The 16,898-nt window shown below is 44.4% G+C and carries 20 protein-coding genes and 1 pseudogene; 8 read left to right on the forward strand and 13 right to left on the reverse strand.

What is annotated here, in order from left to right:
• The 5 genes and pseudogenes from HMPREF9698_RS04795 to HMPREF9698_RS04815 all read right to left on the reverse strand — a co-directional run.
• Positions 1 to 386: pseudogene (locus HMPREF9698_RS04795) on the reverse strand (reverse transcriptase domain-containing protein); the annotation flags it as partial.
• Positions 387 to 921: 535 nt separating this feature from the next.
• Positions 922 to 2,274, reverse strand: a complete 1,353-nt coding sequence (locus tag HMPREF9698_RS04800) for a glucose-6-phosphate isomerase (protein WP_003777877.1) — start codon at positions 2,272 to 2,274, stop codon at positions 922 to 924.
• A gap of 27 nt (positions 2,275 to 2,301) precedes the next feature.
• Positions 2,302 to 2,670 (reverse strand): hypothetical protein, encoded by a 369-nt coding sequence (locus HMPREF9698_RS04805; RefSeq protein WP_003777879.1) that lies wholly within the window; start codon positions 2,668 to 2,670, stop codon positions 2,302 to 2,304.
• A 24-nt stretch (positions 2,671 to 2,694) separates the two neighbouring features.
• The gene (locus HMPREF9698_RS04810) at positions 2,695 to 3,072 is read right to left on the reverse strand and encodes a CvfD/Ygs/GSP13 family RNA-binding post-transcriptional regulator (RefSeq protein ID WP_003777881.1); all 378 of its coding nucleotides are present in this window, start codon (positions 3,070 to 3,072) and stop codon (positions 2,695 to 2,697) included.
• A 181-nt stretch (positions 3,073 to 3,253) separates the two neighbouring features.
• The gene (locus HMPREF9698_RS04815; RefSeq protein WP_003777883.1) at positions 3,254 to 3,844 is read right to left on the reverse strand and encodes a peptidylprolyl isomerase; all 591 of its coding nucleotides are present in this window, start codon (positions 3,842 to 3,844) and stop codon (positions 3,254 to 3,256) included.
• A 155-nt stretch (positions 3,845 to 3,999) separates the two neighbouring features.
• On the opposite strand from HMPREF9698_RS04815, the gene HMPREF9698_RS04820 reads away from it, so the two are divergent.
• The 3 genes from HMPREF9698_RS04820 to HMPREF9698_RS04830 are packed head-to-tail and all read left to right on the forward strand — an operon-like array spanning position 4,000 to position 6,068.
• Positions 4,000 to 4,485 (forward strand): divergent PAP2 family protein, encoded by a 486-nt coding sequence (locus HMPREF9698_RS04820; RefSeq protein WP_003777885.1) that lies wholly within the window; start codon positions 4,000 to 4,002, stop codon positions 4,483 to 4,485.
• 33 nt (positions 4,486 to 4,518) lie between these two features.
• A complete protein-coding gene (locus HMPREF9698_RS04825) occupies positions 4,519 to 5,514 on the forward strand; it encodes an NAD(P)/FAD-dependent oxidoreductase (protein WP_003777886.1) in 996 nt (331 codons plus the stop codon).
• Positions 5,515 to 5,561: 47 nt separating this feature from the next.
• Positions 5,562 to 6,068, forward strand: coding sequence for a phosphatidylglycerophosphatase A family protein (locus tag HMPREF9698_RS04830; RefSeq protein WP_040292642.1), 507 nt, complete (start codon positions 5,562 to 5,564; stop codon positions 6,066 to 6,068).
• Positions 6,069 to 6,122: 54 nt separating this feature from the next.
• Here HMPREF9698_RS04830 and HMPREF9698_RS04835 read toward each other — a convergent pair whose 3' ends face one another.
• Genes HMPREF9698_RS04835 through HMPREF9698_RS08470 form a run of 3 tightly spaced genes read right to left on the reverse strand, consistent with a single transcriptional unit; the run spans position 6,123 to position 8,220 of the window.
• Positions 6,123 to 6,773: a TIGR01906 family membrane protein gene (locus tag HMPREF9698_RS04835; protein WP_083860996.1), complete on the reverse strand. Its 651-nt coding sequence runs from the start codon at positions 6,771 to 6,773 to the stop codon at positions 6,123 to 6,125.
• Positions 6,766 to 7,545 carry a TIGR01457 family HAD-type hydrolase gene (locus tag HMPREF9698_RS04840; protein WP_003777891.1) on the reverse strand — a complete coding sequence of 260 codons (780 nt, stop codon included), beginning with the start codon at positions 7,543 to 7,545 and terminating at the stop codon, positions 6,766 to 6,768. Before HMPREF9698_RS04840 ends, HMPREF9698_RS04835 begins: the two co-directional genes overlap by 8 nt.
• A gap of 12 nt (positions 7,546 to 7,557) precedes the next feature.
• The gene (locus tag HMPREF9698_RS08470) at positions 7,558 to 8,220 is read right to left on the reverse strand and encodes a YutD-like domain-containing protein (protein ID WP_003777894.1); all 663 of its coding nucleotides are present in this window, start codon (positions 8,218 to 8,220) and stop codon (positions 7,558 to 7,560) included.
• 168 nt (positions 8,221 to 8,388) lie between these two features.
• Between HMPREF9698_RS08470 and HMPREF9698_RS04850 the strand changes: the two genes are divergently transcribed.
• On the forward strand, positions 8,389 to 8,982 hold the full coding sequence (locus tag HMPREF9698_RS04850) for a ribonuclease H1 domain-containing protein (RefSeq protein WP_003777895.1): 594 nt from the start codon (positions 8,389 to 8,391) through the stop codon (positions 8,980 to 8,982).
• 41 nt (positions 8,983 to 9,023) lie between these two features.
• Here the strand turns inward: HMPREF9698_RS04850 and HMPREF9698_RS04855 are convergent, their stop codons facing one another.
• On the reverse strand, positions 9,024 to 9,830 hold the full coding sequence (locus HMPREF9698_RS04855) for an aldo/keto reductase family protein (protein WP_003777897.1): 807 nt from the start codon (positions 9,828 to 9,830) through the stop codon (positions 9,024 to 9,026).
• Positions 9,830 to 10,060 (reverse strand): YdbC family protein, encoded by a 231-nt coding sequence (locus HMPREF9698_RS04860; protein ID WP_040292596.1) that lies wholly within the window; start codon positions 10,058 to 10,060, stop codon positions 9,830 to 9,832. Before HMPREF9698_RS04860 ends, HMPREF9698_RS04855 begins: the two co-directional genes overlap by 1 nt.
• 142 nt (positions 10,061 to 10,202) lie before the next feature.
• Here HMPREF9698_RS04860 and HMPREF9698_RS04865 point away from each other — a divergent pair, with 142 nt between their 5' ends.
• On the forward strand, positions 10,203 to 11,105 hold the full coding sequence (locus HMPREF9698_RS04865) for a cation diffusion facilitator family transporter (RefSeq protein WP_003777901.1): 903 nt from the start codon (positions 10,203 to 10,205) through the stop codon (positions 11,103 to 11,105).
• 56 nt (positions 11,106 to 11,161) lie between these two features.
• On the opposite strand, the gene HMPREF9698_RS04870 is transcribed toward HMPREF9698_RS04865, so the two are convergent.
• The 3 genes from HMPREF9698_RS04870 to HMPREF9698_RS04880 all read right to left on the reverse strand — a co-directional run bounded on the left by HMPREF9698_RS04870 (position 11,162) and on the right by HMPREF9698_RS04880 (position 13,512).
• Positions 11,162 to 12,157: a YhdH/YhfP family quinone oxidoreductase gene (locus tag HMPREF9698_RS04870; protein ID WP_003777902.1), complete on the reverse strand. Its 996-nt coding sequence runs from the start codon at positions 12,155 to 12,157 to the stop codon at positions 11,162 to 11,164.
• A 115-nt stretch (positions 12,158 to 12,272) separates the two neighbouring features.
• Positions 12,273 to 12,749: an MFS transporter gene (locus HMPREF9698_RS04875; RefSeq protein WP_169315221.1), complete on the reverse strand. Its 477-nt coding sequence runs from the start codon at positions 12,747 to 12,749 to the stop codon at positions 12,273 to 12,275.
• A complete protein-coding gene (locus HMPREF9698_RS04880; protein WP_051011789.1) occupies positions 12,715 to 13,512 on the reverse strand; it encodes an MFS transporter in 798 nt (265 codons plus the stop codon). Before HMPREF9698_RS04880 ends, HMPREF9698_RS04875 begins: the two co-directional genes overlap by 35 nt.
• Positions 13,513 to 13,703: 191 nt before the next feature.
• Between HMPREF9698_RS04880 and HMPREF9698_RS08475 the strand changes: the two genes are divergently transcribed.
• The 3 genes from HMPREF9698_RS08475 to HMPREF9698_RS04895 form a co-directional block, all read left to right on the forward strand.
• Positions 13,704 to 14,342, forward strand: a complete 639-nt coding sequence (locus HMPREF9698_RS08475) for a GNAT family N-acetyltransferase (RefSeq protein ID WP_003777907.1) — start codon at positions 13,704 to 13,706, stop codon at positions 14,340 to 14,342.
• 204 nt (positions 14,343 to 14,546) lie between these two features.
• Positions 14,547 to 16,103: a glutamine-hydrolyzing GMP synthase gene (gene guaA / locus HMPREF9698_RS04890; protein ID WP_003777908.1), complete on the forward strand. Its 1,557-nt coding sequence runs from the start codon at positions 14,547 to 14,549 to the stop codon at positions 16,101 to 16,103.
• 106 nt (positions 16,104 to 16,209) lie between these two features.
• Positions 16,210 to 16,898, forward strand: a 689-nt coding sequence (locus tag HMPREF9698_RS04895) for a GNAT family N-acetyltransferase (RefSeq protein ID WP_003777910.1), incomplete at its 3' end; no start/stop codon positions are given.

Genomic DNA, 16,898 nt, shown 5'->3' on the forward strand with positions numbered 1-16,898 from the left:
TTGAGAGCACTGTGCGTGCTTTTCCCTGGTCGGAATCCGTGACTGTTGTCATAGAAGTGCGGGTCTATAATCGGTTCAATTACTTGCCGTATGGCTTGTTGAACAACTCTATCCCGCACACAAGGTATACCTAACTTTCGTTTTTCTCCATTCGGCTTTGGTATTTCTACTCGTTTAACTGGTTGAGGCTTATACGTTCCATCAAGTAATTTCTTCCGTAAGGGTTGATAATACGCTTGAATGTGCTCCTCTATCTCAAAAACGGTCATACCGTCAATACCTGCAGCGCCTTTGTTCCGTTTAACGGCTTTGGCTGCTGTTTCCAAGTTTCTTCTGTCAACAACTTGCTCCATTAAGTTTGGAGACTTACGATACATTTCTGTCATTTCACCTAAAGTTTACTAGACGCATCGGCTTACCCTTTCGGTTCCACCTATTCTCTCCACCGATTGCCAATCTCTTCGATTGTTTTCTGTCCTATTCGTAAACTTTAACCTCCGTTCTATACTTTGTATGAATATTGTTCAGTCCTTCGCTACAACGTAGCTACTATGACCTCGGCTGACTTCTCACTATTCGTTGTTACTACTAAACGCTAGTGAGACCTCCCCGAGTAAGGTGTGACAACCTTCCACTCATGTCACTGCTTCATTTACTGAAAGGGACTTGTGCAGTATTGGACTTTACTTTGTTATGCAAGCTCATCCATCCCAAATCAGCCTTGATATGAAGTTTCTGTTCGTCAGTGCGAGTGTTTGCCTCCAGCTTCCTTCAGATTCCACCTCACGATGGACACCCTTGCCTTCAGCTAACAGTTCCTACTGCCAGGCCTGCAGTGGACTTTCACCACCAAGTTGTCACCCATGCCGGGCGCACATAAAAACCGGACTTGGTCGACCAAGTCCGGCCCTTTTTGCCTTTTTAGGGCAGTCGGTTATTGAGCTCTGTAGCTAAATCTTCATAGCCTGGTTTACCTAATAAGGCAAACATGTTTTCCTTGTAGGCTTCCACACCTGGTTGGTCAAATGGGTTAACTGCATTCAAGTAGCCAGAAATCGCAACAGCTTTTTCAAAAAAGTAAAAGAGGTAACCCAAAGTATAAGGACTTTGATCAGGAATAGTAATAACAAAGTTAGGGACCTGACCATCTGTATGAGCCAAAAGCGTTCCTTGGAAGGCCTTGGTGTTGACAAAGTCTAAGTCTTTGCCCTGTAAATAGTCCAAACCATCCAGATCATCTTCTTGCTCTGGTATGGTAATGCTTTTTTGTGGCTGGTCAATTTTAATTACTGTTTCAAAAAGATTGCGCCGGCCTTCTTGGATAAATTGGCCTAATGAGTGAAGGTCGGTTGAAAAGTTGGCACTAGACGGGTAGATGCCTTTCTGATCCTTACCTTCAGACTCGCCAAATAATTGTTTCCACCATTCGGATAGGTAGCGAAGGCTAGGTTCATAGTTGATTAATAGTTCAGTTACCTTACCCTTGCGGTATAAAATATTTCTTAAAGCTGCATATTGGTAAGCTTGGTTATCTGCTAGGTTGGGGTTAGCAAAATCTTTGCTTGCAGCTTGGGCTCCAGCCATTAATTGGTCAATATCTGCCCCACTTACTGCGATGGGCAAGAGGCCAACAGGAGTCAATACAGAAAACCGGCCGCCGACATCATCTGGGATAACGAAAGTTTCGTAGCCTTCTTCATCCGCTACAGTTTTCAAGGCTCCTTTGGACTTGTCTGTTGTAGCAAATATGCGGTTTCTGGCTTCGTCTTTACCATATTTCTTTTCTAAGAGATGCTTAAAGACCCGAAACGCAATGGCCGGTTCGGTTGTAGTCCCAGATTTGGAAATAACATTGACTGAAAAATCACGGTCCCCCACCAACTCAACTAAGTCCTTGAGATAAGTAGAAGAGATACTGTTACCAGCAAAGAAAATTTGGGGTGTAGTCCGGTCTTCCTGCGGTAATTCATTGTAAAAGGAATGATTCAAAAAGTCTAAAGCTGCCTTTGCTCCTAGGTAAGACCCTCCTATACCGATAACAATCAGGATCTCAGAATTGCCCTTGATTTTTTCGGCAGCCTGTTTGATCCGGGTAAATTCATCCCTATCGTAGTCGGTCGGCAAATTAAGCCAACCCAAAAAATCACTCCCAGGTCCGCCACCCTCCTGGAGTAGCTGGTGGGCCGATTCAACTTGGTCTTTTATATGGCTAACTTCGGTTTCTGAAATAAATTGGCCGATAACATTTCTATCATCAAAATCAATATGGGTCATAAAAAACTCCTTTACTGGCTAGTCTAATCATCGAAAGCTAGGAACCCCTTCAATATTTAACTGGTTAAAAGTTTCTTTTAAGTCTCGGTGGTTCAACCAAGCATATTGGTCAGGTTCCTTAACTAATTTGTTGACATTATCCGTTTCCGTTGGTGGGTAAGAAAAAACATAGAGAGGAAGGTTTTCCCCTTCATGGCAGGCATTTGTTAATTCAACTAATTCGAGCTTGTCGAAGTTAATGGATACAATGGCCTTAAACGCTTCAATCATGGTGGCTAAAGCCGTACAGTCTTTTTGGGAGTCTGCGATAATAAAAGATTTTGTTTCTTTATTCACCAAAAAGTACAACTGGTCATCTGCTGTCTCAGCTATAATTGTTCCAACTATAGAAGCCATCTTGTCATCCTCCATCTCTTGTGTCTAATGGCCTTTATCCTTCAGCTCCTTTAGAGCATCTCGGATCCATTGGTCGAGTTTCTGGTCAATGGGTTCAAAGTCACTACCCGTCCGCCTACCATACCTTGGCGTCTTCTTCCGCTTGGCGAAGGGATGGACTGGGCTATCATGTAGGGCTCGGATGGAAAGAGATATCTTTTGGCTATATTCATCAATATCTAGAATAACTACTTTTACTTTCTGACCTACTTGGACAAAATCAGTGATATTTTTGACATATTTGTGCTCAAGTTCGGAAATATGGATCAAGCCTTGGGTGTTCTCATCCAATTTGACAAAAGCACCATAGGGTTGAATGCCAGTAACTAGGCCTTCAACACGATTGCCAATCTTATAGGTCATATCTTCACCTCAAATCTCGGTAAGTAATCCTATTAAATAAAATTATACCATGCTTGGCTTGTCATTTGAACAGAAGGCCCATGAGTAAGCGCTTTACAGAGACTTGAAATTAAAACCAGGTCCTTTAACCTGGCCTTAATTTAAACTATTTTGCTTTTTTTAACACCCAGGATAAAAGGAGCTATTCTTTTATTTCGATACTATCGATAACTACATCATCCAAGGGCTTGTCCATGCTATTGCGTGAAACCTGGCTGATGGCTTGAGCTACTTTAAGACCAGAAGTCACATGTCCAAAGACGGTATGCTTATGGTCCAGCCAAGGAGTCCCGCCTTGATCCTTGTAAGCTTCAATTATCTTATCAGGGAAGCCGGCCCCTTTTAATTGACCCAGCATTTCTTTGGGAACCTGGTCATTGGTGACAATAAAAAACTGGCTACCATTGGTATTGGGGCCAGAATTGGCCATTGACAGGGCCCCTTTTAGGTTAAAAACTTCCATACTAAACTCATCTTCAAAGGGATGGCCATAGATACTCTCCCCACCCATGCCTGATCCAGTTGGGTCGCCAGCCTGGATCATAAAATTGGGGATTACCCGGTGGAAGATTACCCCATCATAGTAGCCTTTTTTGGCTAAAGCAATAAAGTTCTTCACCGTCTTAGGGGCTTGGTCTTCGAACAAGACCAAGTCAATTTCCCCCATATTGGTTTGAATAGTAGCCTGATTAGTCTGTCTGTCCTCTAAATGTAACTGCGGAAAATTAGTCATATAAGACATCCTTTGCATTATAATCTCTTCCAATCATACCGGAAAGATCTGGAGATGAAAATAATCTTAGGTCTAAGTGGGTGAAAATTTTTATCAGTGCCTCTTTTCCATTATCATGATAGAATGGGATGCAATGAGAAAAGGACGTGTAGTTTTTGCTCTTTAACAATTACCCACTCGTTGCTGCTTTAGCAGCCATTTTAATTTCACAGATCCTTAAAATCCCTATTGCCATGGCCCTCCGACGGTCTCCAAGCATAGGCCTCCTCTTTGCAACTGGGGGAATGCCGAGCTCACATTCTGCTGGGGTAGCCAGCTTGGTAACTGCCTTGATTGTAGTGGAAGGTTGGCAGTCTCACTTAACCGCAATTGCCATCACTTTTGCTGTCATTGTGATTTTTGATTCCATGGGGGTCAGACGGCAAAGTGGCGAACACAGTATTTTAATCAATGAACTCTTGGATGATTTTAAATCCTTACGGGAGAGCCTGGCGAAGGTCAACCAAGACGGGAAGCTAGATTTAGCCACCGTTGAAAAACATTCCCGACAGATGCTTGGCCATAAGCCCATTGAAGTTTTCTTCGGGGTCATAGCCGGCATCCTCATTTCCTTGATCTTATATTTTATTTTTTACCAGTAAGCAAGTTTATCGCAAGAAAAAGGAGGAAGATTTTTGAAGGAAGAAGCAATTAGTGACATCACCATCATCGGGGGCGGTCCTGTTGGCCTCTTCGCTGCTTTTTACGCTGGATTGAGACAAGCTAAGACCAAGCTGATTGAATCCCTGCCTATCTTAGGTGGTCAACCCAATATTTTATATCCCGAAAAAGAGATTTATGACATCCCTGGCCACCCTAAGATAACCGGAAGCAAGATAACCAAACAGTTGATCCAACAGCTAGATCACTTTGACCAGGACATTTGCTTGGGTGAGAAGGTCCAATCCATCCAAAAAAAAGAAGGCATGTTTCAGATCCAAACCCCTAAGCAAGTCCACTATTCTAAGACTATTATCATTACAGTCGGCCAGGGAGCTTTCAAGCCCCGCAAGCTTCCCTTTGATTATCCAGCAGTTTTTGAAGACCACAACCTCCATTATGTGGTCAAAGACCGCCAGTCCTTTGCCGGTAAAAATGTGGCCGTCTTTGGCGGGGGTGACTCTGCAGTGGATTGGGCCTTAAGCTTAGAACCAATCGCCAAGCAAGTCTACTTAGTCCACCGCCGGCCAAAATTCCGGGCCATGGAAAGTTCGGTGCAAAAGTTACAAGACTCAGGTGTTGAGATCATAACTCCTTTTGTTGCTAGCGATTTTCAAAGCAAAGACGGAAAGACGATTTCTGCTACAACCCTAACCAAGGCCCGGTCTGATGAGACATTTGATCTACCGGTTGATGCAGTTATTGTCAATTACGGTTTTGTTTCCTCCTTGGAAGGAATTGATAATTGGCAGGTGGACCACCAAGCTGGCGGAATCACTGTGGACCACAGGATGGCCACTAGCCAAGAGGGAATCTTTGCAGCGGGAGACGTAGCTTCTTATAAAGACAAGATCAAACTCATTGCAGTCGGCTTTGGCGAAGCCCCCATTGCTGTTAACCATGCCATCCGCTACATTAACCCAGACGAACACCTCCAGCCAATCTTAAGCACCAGCTTAAACTTAAATTAACATCAAAGCTGTAGACTAAAAGTATGAAAAGGAAGATATTTATGAATATGCAAACAGATAAAAGACTAAATGAAAAGGCCGTAGCTGGCATTCTCCAAAGAGGGGTCCAGTTAGAAGAAATTGCCGAATTGGTCTATGACCTGCAAGAATCCTATGTCAGCAACCTGACCATGGACTACTGCCTAGAAAATGTCAAAAAGGTACTCGAAAAACGGGAAGTCTGCAATGCCGTTATTACAGGGATTGAACTTGACCGATTAACTGAAGAAGGAAAGGTGTCAGAACCCCTCTCCTCCATCATCGAAGCGGATGAAGGCCTGTATGGAATCGATGAAGTTTTAGCTTTAGCCATCGTCAATGTTTATGGATCCATTGGCCTAACCAATTTCGGTTATCTAGACAAGTTAAAGCCTAAGGTAATAAAGCGTTTGGACAACCACAAGCACAAGGACCAAACCAACACCTTCTTAGATGATATTGTCGGCGCCATTGCCGCAGCTGCTGCTAGTCGAATTGCCCACGCCGACCCCGATGTATCCAAGAATATGCAATAAAAAACCAGCAAGTGCCACCCCAACTCGGTTGACACTTGCTGTTTTTATTTACGGCTAAACCCCTTGTCTGAGTCGGTCCCGCCTAGCCAAAACGTAGCCAGTAATAAATAAAGCTTCAATCAAGACAATGGCAAAAGCAAAACACAACATAAAGAAGTCCTGGGTTAAGACATTGATAATAGGATCGGTTTGAGGATTAAATAGCCAGGCATCATTGTCAAATAAAATCTCATGGAAGGTCAAAAACAAGCGGTCAAAATTGATGGCTAAAAAGACCAAAAGACCCAAGGGCAGGATGGCCGCAACCAGGGCAGGTTTTTCCAACTCGTATACTTGGTTGGTTTGCTTGAGTTTCACCAAATAGTAAATGGCAAAAGGCAGACTGACAAAGAGTAGGCCATAATTGAGTAAAAAGAGTTGCTTGACTTCATAAAAGTGAAAGGCTCCACTAGGGGAGGTGGGAAAGTCTGGCATGGCAAGTTCGGTCACCCAAGGAAAGTGGAGGTATTCTAATAAGACATAGTAATTCTCCATTATCCGGTCTATGGATAGGCCGACCTGTTCAGGGATATTATTTAGGGACAAATTAATTTCCAGTAAAGGCGTTAAGAGGATGGTTACTGCAATGGCAAAGGTTACAACCGCCACAAACAAGAACAAGTAAAAGATGACATCCTTTAGCCTACTTCTTCCCCCCTTAAACATCCGTCAACCAATCGTCAAGACTGTTAATAGTGTGGGTGGGCTGCTTGTCTTTTTCAGCCAATTCTTCAGGGCTGGTCAAGCCAGAAAAGACCAGGATGGTGTCAATGCCATTGTTAATCCCAGCTAGGATATCTGTATCATAATTGTCGCCAACCATGGCCACATCTTCCTTGGCAAGGCCTAAGCGCTCAATCCCCTTGTCCATGATGGTGGCTTCTGGTTTACCAATATACTTAGGCTCCTGGCCGGTTGCCCGCTCTAAAAAGGCTGCCAAGGCTCCAGCACTCGGAGACATGCCTCGGTCAGTCGGGATATTGGTATCTCTGTTAGTGCAAATAAATTCTGCTCCCTTTTGGATGGCCAAGGTTGCTATATTAAATTTCTCATAGGTTACTTTCCGGTCTAAACCAACTAAGACAAAATCAGGCTGGTCTTCATCCCACTTGTAGCCCGCTTCTTCTACAGCATCTAGCAAGCCTGATTCGCCGATAATATAAACAGAGTCCCCTGGCCGGGAATTCAAGTAGTCAACAGTGGCTAATGAAGAAGTGTAAACTTCTTCTGCCTGGGCCTGAACCCCCATCTTGCCTAACTTATCTGCAACATCCTGGGGTGAGGCGGTCGAGTTATTGGATAAGAACAAGAAAGGTAGATTGGCCTGGCGCAAGCGGTCAATAAAAGGTCCGGCCTCTTCAATGGGGTCAGGCCCCATATACATAGTTCCATCTAAATCGACTAAATAGCCCTTGTAATCCTGTTTTTCATCCGACATACTAACACTCCTTTATTGCTTACGGTTTATCTTAAACTTGGCTTGTCCTTTTTCATCTTTGACGGTTTCAACTTCATTGTAGTAGTCATCTTCACCAGGCTGGTAGTGGTATTTTTGCCGATTTTTCTTTTTAAACTTCGGCGACCTGCTTCTCTTTTTGAAGTCTCCACCAGCTTTTTGCTGTTTTCGTCTTTTATTTTTCTTATTTTTTTGGTGTTTATACCGGTCCTTGTTATGGGAAGGTTGGCTTTTATAGTTAAACATTTCCGGCTTGTAGGGATGGAAATTTGTGATCTCAGCCTGCCGTTCCAAGACAAAGTAAGGGGCGGCAAAACTGCAATCTTCCATTATATAATCATCTAGTTGGCCAATTTTCATCTCTTCAGGAACCTTGTCTTGGTCATTGCGGTAAAAACCCTTGAGTCGTAACTGACCCTTAGAAATATCCCCTACGATGTAGTGAAACTTGTCAAAAAAAGGAGTATAGCGGTCATTAACCTGGTCGATATCTAAAGCTTGACCTTGGTCTTCCAAGATTAAATAGGTTGCCCCATTGAGGTCCAAGTGTTCAGCATCAAGTCGTTTAACCAACTTGTCTTGGTCTACCCCCTTGACTTGGTCATCAATTAAGGCATCCACTTTAGGGTCAAGAGAAGCCTTACTTTTTTTAGCCATGAACTAGCCTCCTTTCTAAAAGTTAGATTGGATTTCTCTCCTATTTTACCACAGATCCTCTCCCCTTCACCAATGACAATTCTAAAGGAGAAGGAAATCATACCCTCTAGTCTTTGGCTTATGCTATAATAGAACTTGAATTATTTCCCTAGAGAGGTTGGTATCTTCGTGGTCCAAAAATATTATGCCGTCAAAAAGGGCCGGAAACCAGGACTCTACACCTCATGGCCACAAGCCCAAAACCAGGTTAGCCACTATCCCAAAGCAGAATACAAGTCCTTTAAAGACAAAGCCCAAGCCCTCCAATACTTAAATAATGGCTTGGAAAATGCCAAAGAAACTAGTCAGGGCCTCCAAGCCTACGTCGACGGATCCTTCGATAAAAAGCAAAAAAACTACAGCTATGGTGTTGTCCTCCTAGAAGATGGCAAGCTTGTAGCCAAGTTAGCCAACAGTGACAATGATCCTAGGTATGCGGCCAGCTATCAAATCGCTGGCGAGTGCTATGGTTGCCTCAATGCCATCAAATGGGCCATTAACCATTCCTATAACCATATCACCATTTTTTATGACTATATGGGGATTGAAAAATGGGCTAAAAAAGAATGGCAGGCTAAGAAAGTTATCTCCCAGGACTATGTTCGCTTTTACGACCGCTTTGCCCAAAATATTGAGGTTGACTTTGTCAAGGTCAAGGCCCACTCTGGCGTCTCCATGAATGAACTTGCCGACCAATTGGCTAAAGACGCCTTGAAACAATAAAAAGCCCAAGCTAGCTTGAACCCAGCTTGGGCTTTTTTAGTCTAGAGTTGAGAAACTTGGGCCATATCTTCTGAGGATAAGTCAAAATCAAAGATATCCAAGTTGAGGGCTTGGTTGTTCGGGTTATGGGATTTGGGAATGACCACAATCCCCCTTTGAACTTGGTAGCGTAGGAGAACCTGGGACCAAGCTTTACCGTATTTTTTGCCAATTTTAGCTAAGGCTTGACGCTGGTCTGGACTGGACTTCATGGGACCCCAGGCGGTTGGGACGATCTTTTGGCCTTGTAAGTAGTCAATTAAGTCTTGGTTCTTCTCTTCCGGGTTAATTTGAATTTGGTTGACTGCTGGCATAATTTTGGCATAGGACTTCAAGTCTTCGATTTGCTGGGCTGAAAAGTTAGACACCCCAATATTTTTGAGCTTGCCTTGGTCATAATAATCTTCTAAAACCTGCCAGATCCGCTTGGTGACTGATGGGTTCGAGCTGGGCTTGTGGATCAAGTACAAGTCTAGATAGTCGGTGCCAAAATGAGCCAAGGACCGGTCGATGGTCTGGCGGATGCTTTCTTCTGAATGGGTATAGCTTTCATCATTTGGAATCTTAGTTGTGACAAACAAGTCTTGTCGGTCAACGTTACTACGTGCTAGGGTAGCGCCAACGCCTGCCTCATTACGGTAGACAATAGCCGTGTCGACTAAGCGGTAACCGAGCCTCAGGGCACTTTCCAAGGGTGCAAAGTCGCCGTTTAATTCCCCATTATAGTCCTGGTCAACTTTGCCATATGTGTTGGTCCCTGTCCCTAAAAGTGGCATGGTTTGACCATTATTTAAATTAATCCACTCCATTAGTCTTCCTCCACTTCACTGGTCAAGGCTAAAGCAAGTTTTTGGGCTTCATCCTTGGTCAAAGTTATTCCTTTAGACATCTTGGCATGGTCGGGTGACCAAGACCGGATGTCATACTTAGGAGCCTGGCCGTTCCAAGAAACCAGGTTAACTTCCTTCTTCCAGCCCTTACTGGATTCGGATAAAACTGCGATATGACGGGTGATCTCTACTTGGATATCCAAGGCTATCCCTCCTTGTTAGCTTATCTAGTCAGATTTATTTTACCATACTTAAATAAAGAGACCAAAATGATTATTCTCTCATCTATATTGAATTAAGCTAGGGCACAACCTATAATATAAGAGCAAATTTAATGGGGAGGTTCTTATCGTGGCAAGCCGGGAAGAAAGAGTCAAGTTATCCGAACGGGGGGCATGGGTGTCCATTATTGTCTACATCATCCTAGCCCTGGTCAAGGCTGGATCAGGGCTCATTTTTAATTCAGCTGCCCTTTTGGCTGATGGCCTCAACAATTTTACCGATACCATCTCTAGCATTGCCGTCTTAATTGGATTAAAAACAGCCAGGAAACCGGCAGATGATGACCACCCTTATGGTCACTGGAAGGCCGAGCCAATCGCTAGTTTGGTCACCTCCTTTATTATGCTCTTCTTGGGCCTACAACTTCTTATCTCTGCCATCACCAGCTTAATCCGACAAGAAGTTAACCAGCCTCCTTCAAACCTGGCTGCCATCATTTCCTTACTGGCCATGCTGGTTTTGTTGGCTGTTGCAGGCTACAACCGTAAAATAGCCATAGAGTCTTCCAGTTTTGGCTTAGAAGCTGTGAGTAAGGACAACCTAAATGATGCTTTGACCTCCCTAGCTACCGCCTTGGCCATCTTTACTTCGTCGCTCAATTTAGCCTGGTTGGACCAGGTCATGGCCATTGTCATTGCCCTCATTATCTTAAAGACAGGAATTGGTGTCTTTAAACAGTCCTCCTTCGCCCTATCAGATGGCTTTGATGACTCGCTCCTCCAGGCCTACCATGACCGGATTAGTCAGCTAGAGGAAGTCCAAGCCATCCCCCAATTAAAGGCCCGGATGTACGGAGCTAATATTTATGTAGATTGTACCATCTTGGTCCAGGCCCAGATGACCGTCCAAGAAAGTCATGATATCACAGAAGTCATCGAAAAAATTCTTTATGAGGAATTTGATGTGATGCATACCGATGTCCACGTGGAACCCCACAATATCCAGGACCAATTTTCCGATGAACAAATGTAAAAAAAGACCAGGCTCAAAAGCTAACTCGTCAGCCCTTGAGCCTGGTTTTAACTGTTTTATTGATCGTTTAGCTTGACCACTGTCCGACCCAAGTGTTTGCCTTCTTTTAAGGCGGTGATGGTCTGGTCTAGGTCTTTCAATGGGATTTCAGAGGTCACTAATTGGTCTGCTACATTCCATTCTTGAGCTAACTTCTGCCAAATCTTGGCCTTGGCATTTAACGGGTAGCTGACGGAGTTAATCCCCAAGACATTGACCCCTCTTAAGATAAAGGGCAGGACGGAAGCTTCCATCTTAGCCCCACCAGCATTCCCGCACATGGACATAGCGCCATTGTGGTCTATTTGAGCTAGGGCTTTGCTTGCAACATCTCCACCTACCGTGTCTAAAACATATTGGAAGTTTCGGCTGTCTAAAGTCGACCGACCTGCTGCCAAGTCTTGAGCCTGGACAATAAAATTGGCTCCTAATTTTTGGGCTACTTCCACCTGGTAATCTTTACGGACCAAGGCATGGAGCTTAGTGTAACCCAAGTGGCTTAGAATTTTGAGGGCTACGCTCCCCACTCCACCTGTGGCACCAGTGACTAAAATATTGGGATCTTCCTCAAGAGACAGACCGTGGTCTACTAGGGCCTGGATGGACAGGGCAGCAGTAAAGCCAGCTGTGCCAAAGGTCATGGCATCCTTTGGACTGAGCCCCTCCGGCAGACGGGTCAAGTGGTCAGCATCTGTTTGGACATATTGGGCAAAGCCCCCTGTTTTGGAAACCCCCAAGTCGGTGGAGATCACCATAACGCTTTCTCCAGGCTTGAAGTGCTCATCTTGAGATTCCACCACCTGCCCCACCAGGTCAATACCTGGAATCATGGGATAGTCGCGGACCACCCCACCCTTGGCCTGGGTGGCAAGCATGTCCTTGTAGTTAACTGTCGAATAATCTACTTTGATAGTAATAGGTCCTTGGGTCAAGTCATCTAAAGTTAAATCTTCAATTTGGTAAGTCACCTGGTCGTCTTCCTGGCGAACAATAAGTCCTTTAAAGGGATCCATGCTCTTCACTCCTTTTAAACGTTTACACTTTCCTTCAAGTTTATTCTAGCATAGATCAGCTATACTTATAAAACGGGCGAAATGGCAAATGAAAAAAGGCAAGGCTAAACTAAAACTAGGCCTTACCTTGGTCTTTCAACTGTCCTAAACAATAAATTAATAAGGCAATACTCAAGCCTGTCACTACCAGCAAGGTCAAAATAGCCACTTCATATGATTGAGTGAAGTCATAAACATAGCCAATGGCCGAAATCGAAAAGGCACCTGACAAACCAGTCAAAAGAGAGATAAAGGGATAGATACGGTTTGCCTGGGATTTCCCAAAAAATTGATTGGTCAAAAGTGGCAAGGCCAAAGGAGGGACAAAGTAACAAATTCCATACAGGAAAGCTCCAACCAGCAAGAGACCCGTATGCTGGCTGGTCAGTAAAATCCCATAGGCGAAGACCAGGACTAAGGCTGAATAAATAGTTGTTTTGGTGGGGCCAATTTTATTAGCCAAGGGGCCCAGGATGAGTTTGAAAATAATATTAGCCAACATGGCTGCCGACAGTAAACTAGCCCCAAATTCCAAGTTGAAACCCTTCGACAAGGCAAAGCCTGGTAGGTTTTGGGAAAGTCCGGTTGACAAGGGGGTAGAACAAGGCAATAAAGACCAGGGACAGGAAGAGAGGGCTGGTATAGTTAAAGGACTGGTTAGGGGTCAATTCCAATGGTCTTTCCCCCACCAAGTCGCGGTCTGGCAAACTTGTCTCGCCATAAGCCAATAAGCCTTCATCTCTTGGATTGAGCCGGACTCCCATTAATAAGATCGGTAGGTTAAAGAAAATAAAGAGGACGCCGGTTATCACAGCGGAGGTTCGCCAGCCAAACTGGCTAATACACCAAGTCATAACCGGTGATAAAATAACCCCGACCAGGCCGGCGAAGGAGGTTGCGATGCTGAGGGCTAGGCCATTTTTTTCTTCAAACCAATTGTTAATCAAAAGGGTAAAGGGGACCACCGAAATCAAGCCAGACCCAATCCCTCGCAAGACACCCAAAAGATTAAATAAAAAGGGGCTTGAGACCAGTGAAATACTGGCAATCGACAAACCGGCTAAGATCGCTCCAAAAACCGCCATTTGCCTAAAGCGAAACCATGACAAAATGCGGTGGACAAAAGTCCCTATTATGGCTAAGAAAATAGCAGCCACAGTGGTTTGAAAGGCGACTGTTCCGACATACAAGCCCAAGTCGTCTGCAATGGGTTGGTAAAAGACGCCCATGGCATTCATATTAATCCCCAAAGAAGAAGCCGCCATCCCACAAGCCGCTAGTAAAACAAGCCAGTGTTTTCTTGTCCTATTTTCCAAGTGATCCCTCCTAAAATCGTGACACATCATTAAATCAATCATAGCCTAGCCTCTATGAGATGTCAATTAGAACTATTTTGGTCATCTCATTGGCCGGATTTAGGGCTAGAGCAGACAATATTCTTGCATTCTCCCCAACCTTCCTCTATAATTGTTACGTTAAAACACTATGCAAGAAGAAAGGATTCGATATGAGTTTAGAAATTAGAAAGTACAAGGAGTCTGACTTTGACTCAGTTCACCGATTTATTACAAACACCTGGTATGCCGATGCTGCAAAGGAAGATCCTGCAGTAGCCCATGCTTTTGTAACGGTTGATGTTAACTCACATCTCCACAATAGCTCTTTTGGTTTGACGGCAGAATTAGATGGCGAGGTCGTTGGGGTTTTCTTTGGCTTTGTGGTTGACCATCCCAAAGAAATGCGCCTCTTTGAACGCGACATCGTACCTGAATTACAGAAATTTTTTGAGACAGATACAGAACTCAGCGAGAACTTAATCAAGTCGATAAACGAAGAACACCAGGCCAATGACCAATTAAACGAAAATTTAAAAGACCCTTACCAAGGTCAAATCCAATTATTTATTGTCGACAGCAGTAAGCGGGGGCAAAATGTAGGGGGTACCCTGTGGAATGCTGGCCAGAAAATCTTTGAAGAAGCAGGTGTGGAACGCTTTATCCTCCATACCGACACCGATTGTGACTACGGCTACTACGATGCAAAAGGCCTAGACTCCCTTGACCCGGTCGTTATCACTGATGACGAGGGCAATGAATCAATTGATTACATGCTCTACCACGGTGAAGTTGAAAAAGAAGACGAATAAATTTGAACAAGGAACAGGTCCTGGCCATCATTGGTTCAGGACCTGTTGCTGTAACAGATAATGGTGGCAAGGGACAAAAAGCTGGTTTCCTGATATTTTCCTTTCTTTCCCCCTTTTTTGACAAAAAAATAATTCAAAAGGCTAACAATCAATGGTAAAATAGAAAGGAATTTCGTATTTTAACCGTGAAGAGGGAGTGTTTTTTTGAACAATATTGAACAAGTTAAGGACCTCGAGCAAATTGTAGTACTCGACTACGGTAGTCAATACAACCAACTTATCACCAGACGAATCCGTGAATTTGGGGTTTATTCTGAACTCCTTTCCCACAAGGTAACTGCTGAAGAGTTAAAGGAACGCAATATCAAAGGCATCATTTTATCTGGGGGACCAATGTCAGTCTTTGACCAAAATTCCTTCGCATTAGACCCAGAAATTCTAGATTTAGGTGTCCCAATCCTTGGCGTCTGCTACGGCATGCAACTCTTAGCCCAGCACTTTGGGGGTAAGGTTGAAGCTTCCAACAAAAGAGAATATGGGGGAGCCCTCATTTCTCAAACCGACCAAAACGGACAACTCTTCCAAGGGCTCGACCAGGAAGAAGAAGTTTGGATGAGCCATGGTGACCTAGTCAAGGAAGTCCCTGATGGCTTCCAAGTCACTGCCCAAAACCCCCACTGTCCGATTGCAGCCATGCAAGACCTGAGTCGAAATATCCATGCTGTCCAGTTCCACCCCGAAGTGGGCCACACCAAGCACGGCAAGGACATGCTCAAACAATTTACCTTTGACATTTGTGGCTGTTCTGGTAACTGGGACATGGGTAAATTTATCGACCTAGCCATCCAAGAGATCAAGGATACAGTTGGCGAGAAAAAAGTCCTCCTAGCCTTGTCCGGCGGGGTTGACTCTTCAGTAACCGGTGTCTTATTAAATGAAGCTATCGGCGACCAACTCACTTGTATCTTCGTGGACCATGGTCTCCTCCGCAAAAATGAAGGTGACCAAGTCATGGACAGCTTGGTGGGCAAATTTGGCTTGAATATCATCCGGGTCAATGCCCAAGACCAATTCCTGTCCAAACTCGCGGGTGTCACAGATCCAGAACAGAAACGGAAAATCATCGGTAATGAATTTATTGAAGTCTTTAATGCCGAAGCCGAAAAATTAGAGGGCATTGAATTTCTTGCCCAAGGTACTCTCTACACCGACATTATCGAAAGTGGCACGGAAACGGCCCAAACCATCAAGTCCCACCACAATGTAGGTGGTCTCCCTGAAGACCTGCAATTTGAACTCATTGAACCCATGAAAGCCCTCTTCAAGGATGAAGTCCGAGCTCTGGGTGAAGAGTTGGGCATGCCAGAATCTCTGGTCTGGCGTCAACCCTTCCCTGGCCCAGGACTTGCTATCCGGGTCCTCGGTGAAGTGACCGAAGACAAGCTCAAAATTGTCAGAGAAAGTGATGCTATCTTAAGAGAAGAAATTGCCAAAGCTGGCTTAGACCGGGATATTTGGCAGTACTTCACCATCCTGCCTGACATGAAATCAGTCGGTGTCATGGGCGACAACCGGACTTATGACTACACCATTGGCATTCGGGCAGTTAATTCTGTAGACGGGATGACAGCTGATTGGGCCAAGATTCCTTTTGATGTCTTGGACACCATTAGTCGCCGGATAGTTAATGAAACCGACCATATCAACCGGGTCGTTTACGACATCACCTCTAAGCCACCTGCAACAGTTGAGTGGGAATAAGACGATAGCTAAGAAGTCCAAGGACTTCTTAGCTTTTTCATTGGCCTGTGAGTACGGCAATAGACATGGTATAATGGCTAACGATAACCTTTGAAGGGGGTAGCTTATGGATAAAGAAGAAATAAAGGCAAGCATTGCTGAAATAATTTATCAAGCTTTTAAAGACAAGATCAAATATTTTTGGTTTTGGACTGATAACAAGACCAAGGCCTTAGATTTGATCCAAAAGGGACTAGATCTCAGCCAGGTTTGCACCTTGACGAATGACCAAGGCCAGATAGTGGCTTGTGCGACCATAGAAACAGCTAACAGTGGACTGGCCATTGACCTTTCCTACAAAGATTTTAGGAAAAGCTTCAACCCCCTAACCGGCCTGGTCCGGCAAATTGTCTATACCATTTACAAGGGAGCTCAAAAAACGGCCCAAGAAGATGAAGTTTATGTCGACCTGGCTGCAGTTAGCCCTGCCTTCCGGAGCCAGGGTTATGGTGGTCAGCTCTTTGAAAAACTAGAAACCCTGTGCCAAGAAAAGCAAAAAAACAAGTTATCCTTAGATGTGGTGGACTCTAACCAGGCTGCTAAGTCCTTTTATGAGCGAATAGGCTTTGAGCAAGTCGGCTACGAGCAAATGAACATCTTGTTCAGACAATTCACCAAAAAAGCTGGCTTTGCCGGGGTATACACCATGACCAAAAAAGTTAAATCGAGTAGGAGACTAGCCATTAATTGGCTAGTCGACCTCTCACACCACCGTGCGTACGGTTCCGTACACGGCGGTTCAATATCTTGCGTAAG

The organism is Alloiococcus otitis ATCC 51267 (assembly GCF_000315445.1).
In the GTDB taxonomy this organism is placed as follows: Bacteria; Bacillota; Bacilli; order Lactobacillales; family Carnobacteriaceae_A; genus Alloiococcus; species Alloiococcus otitis.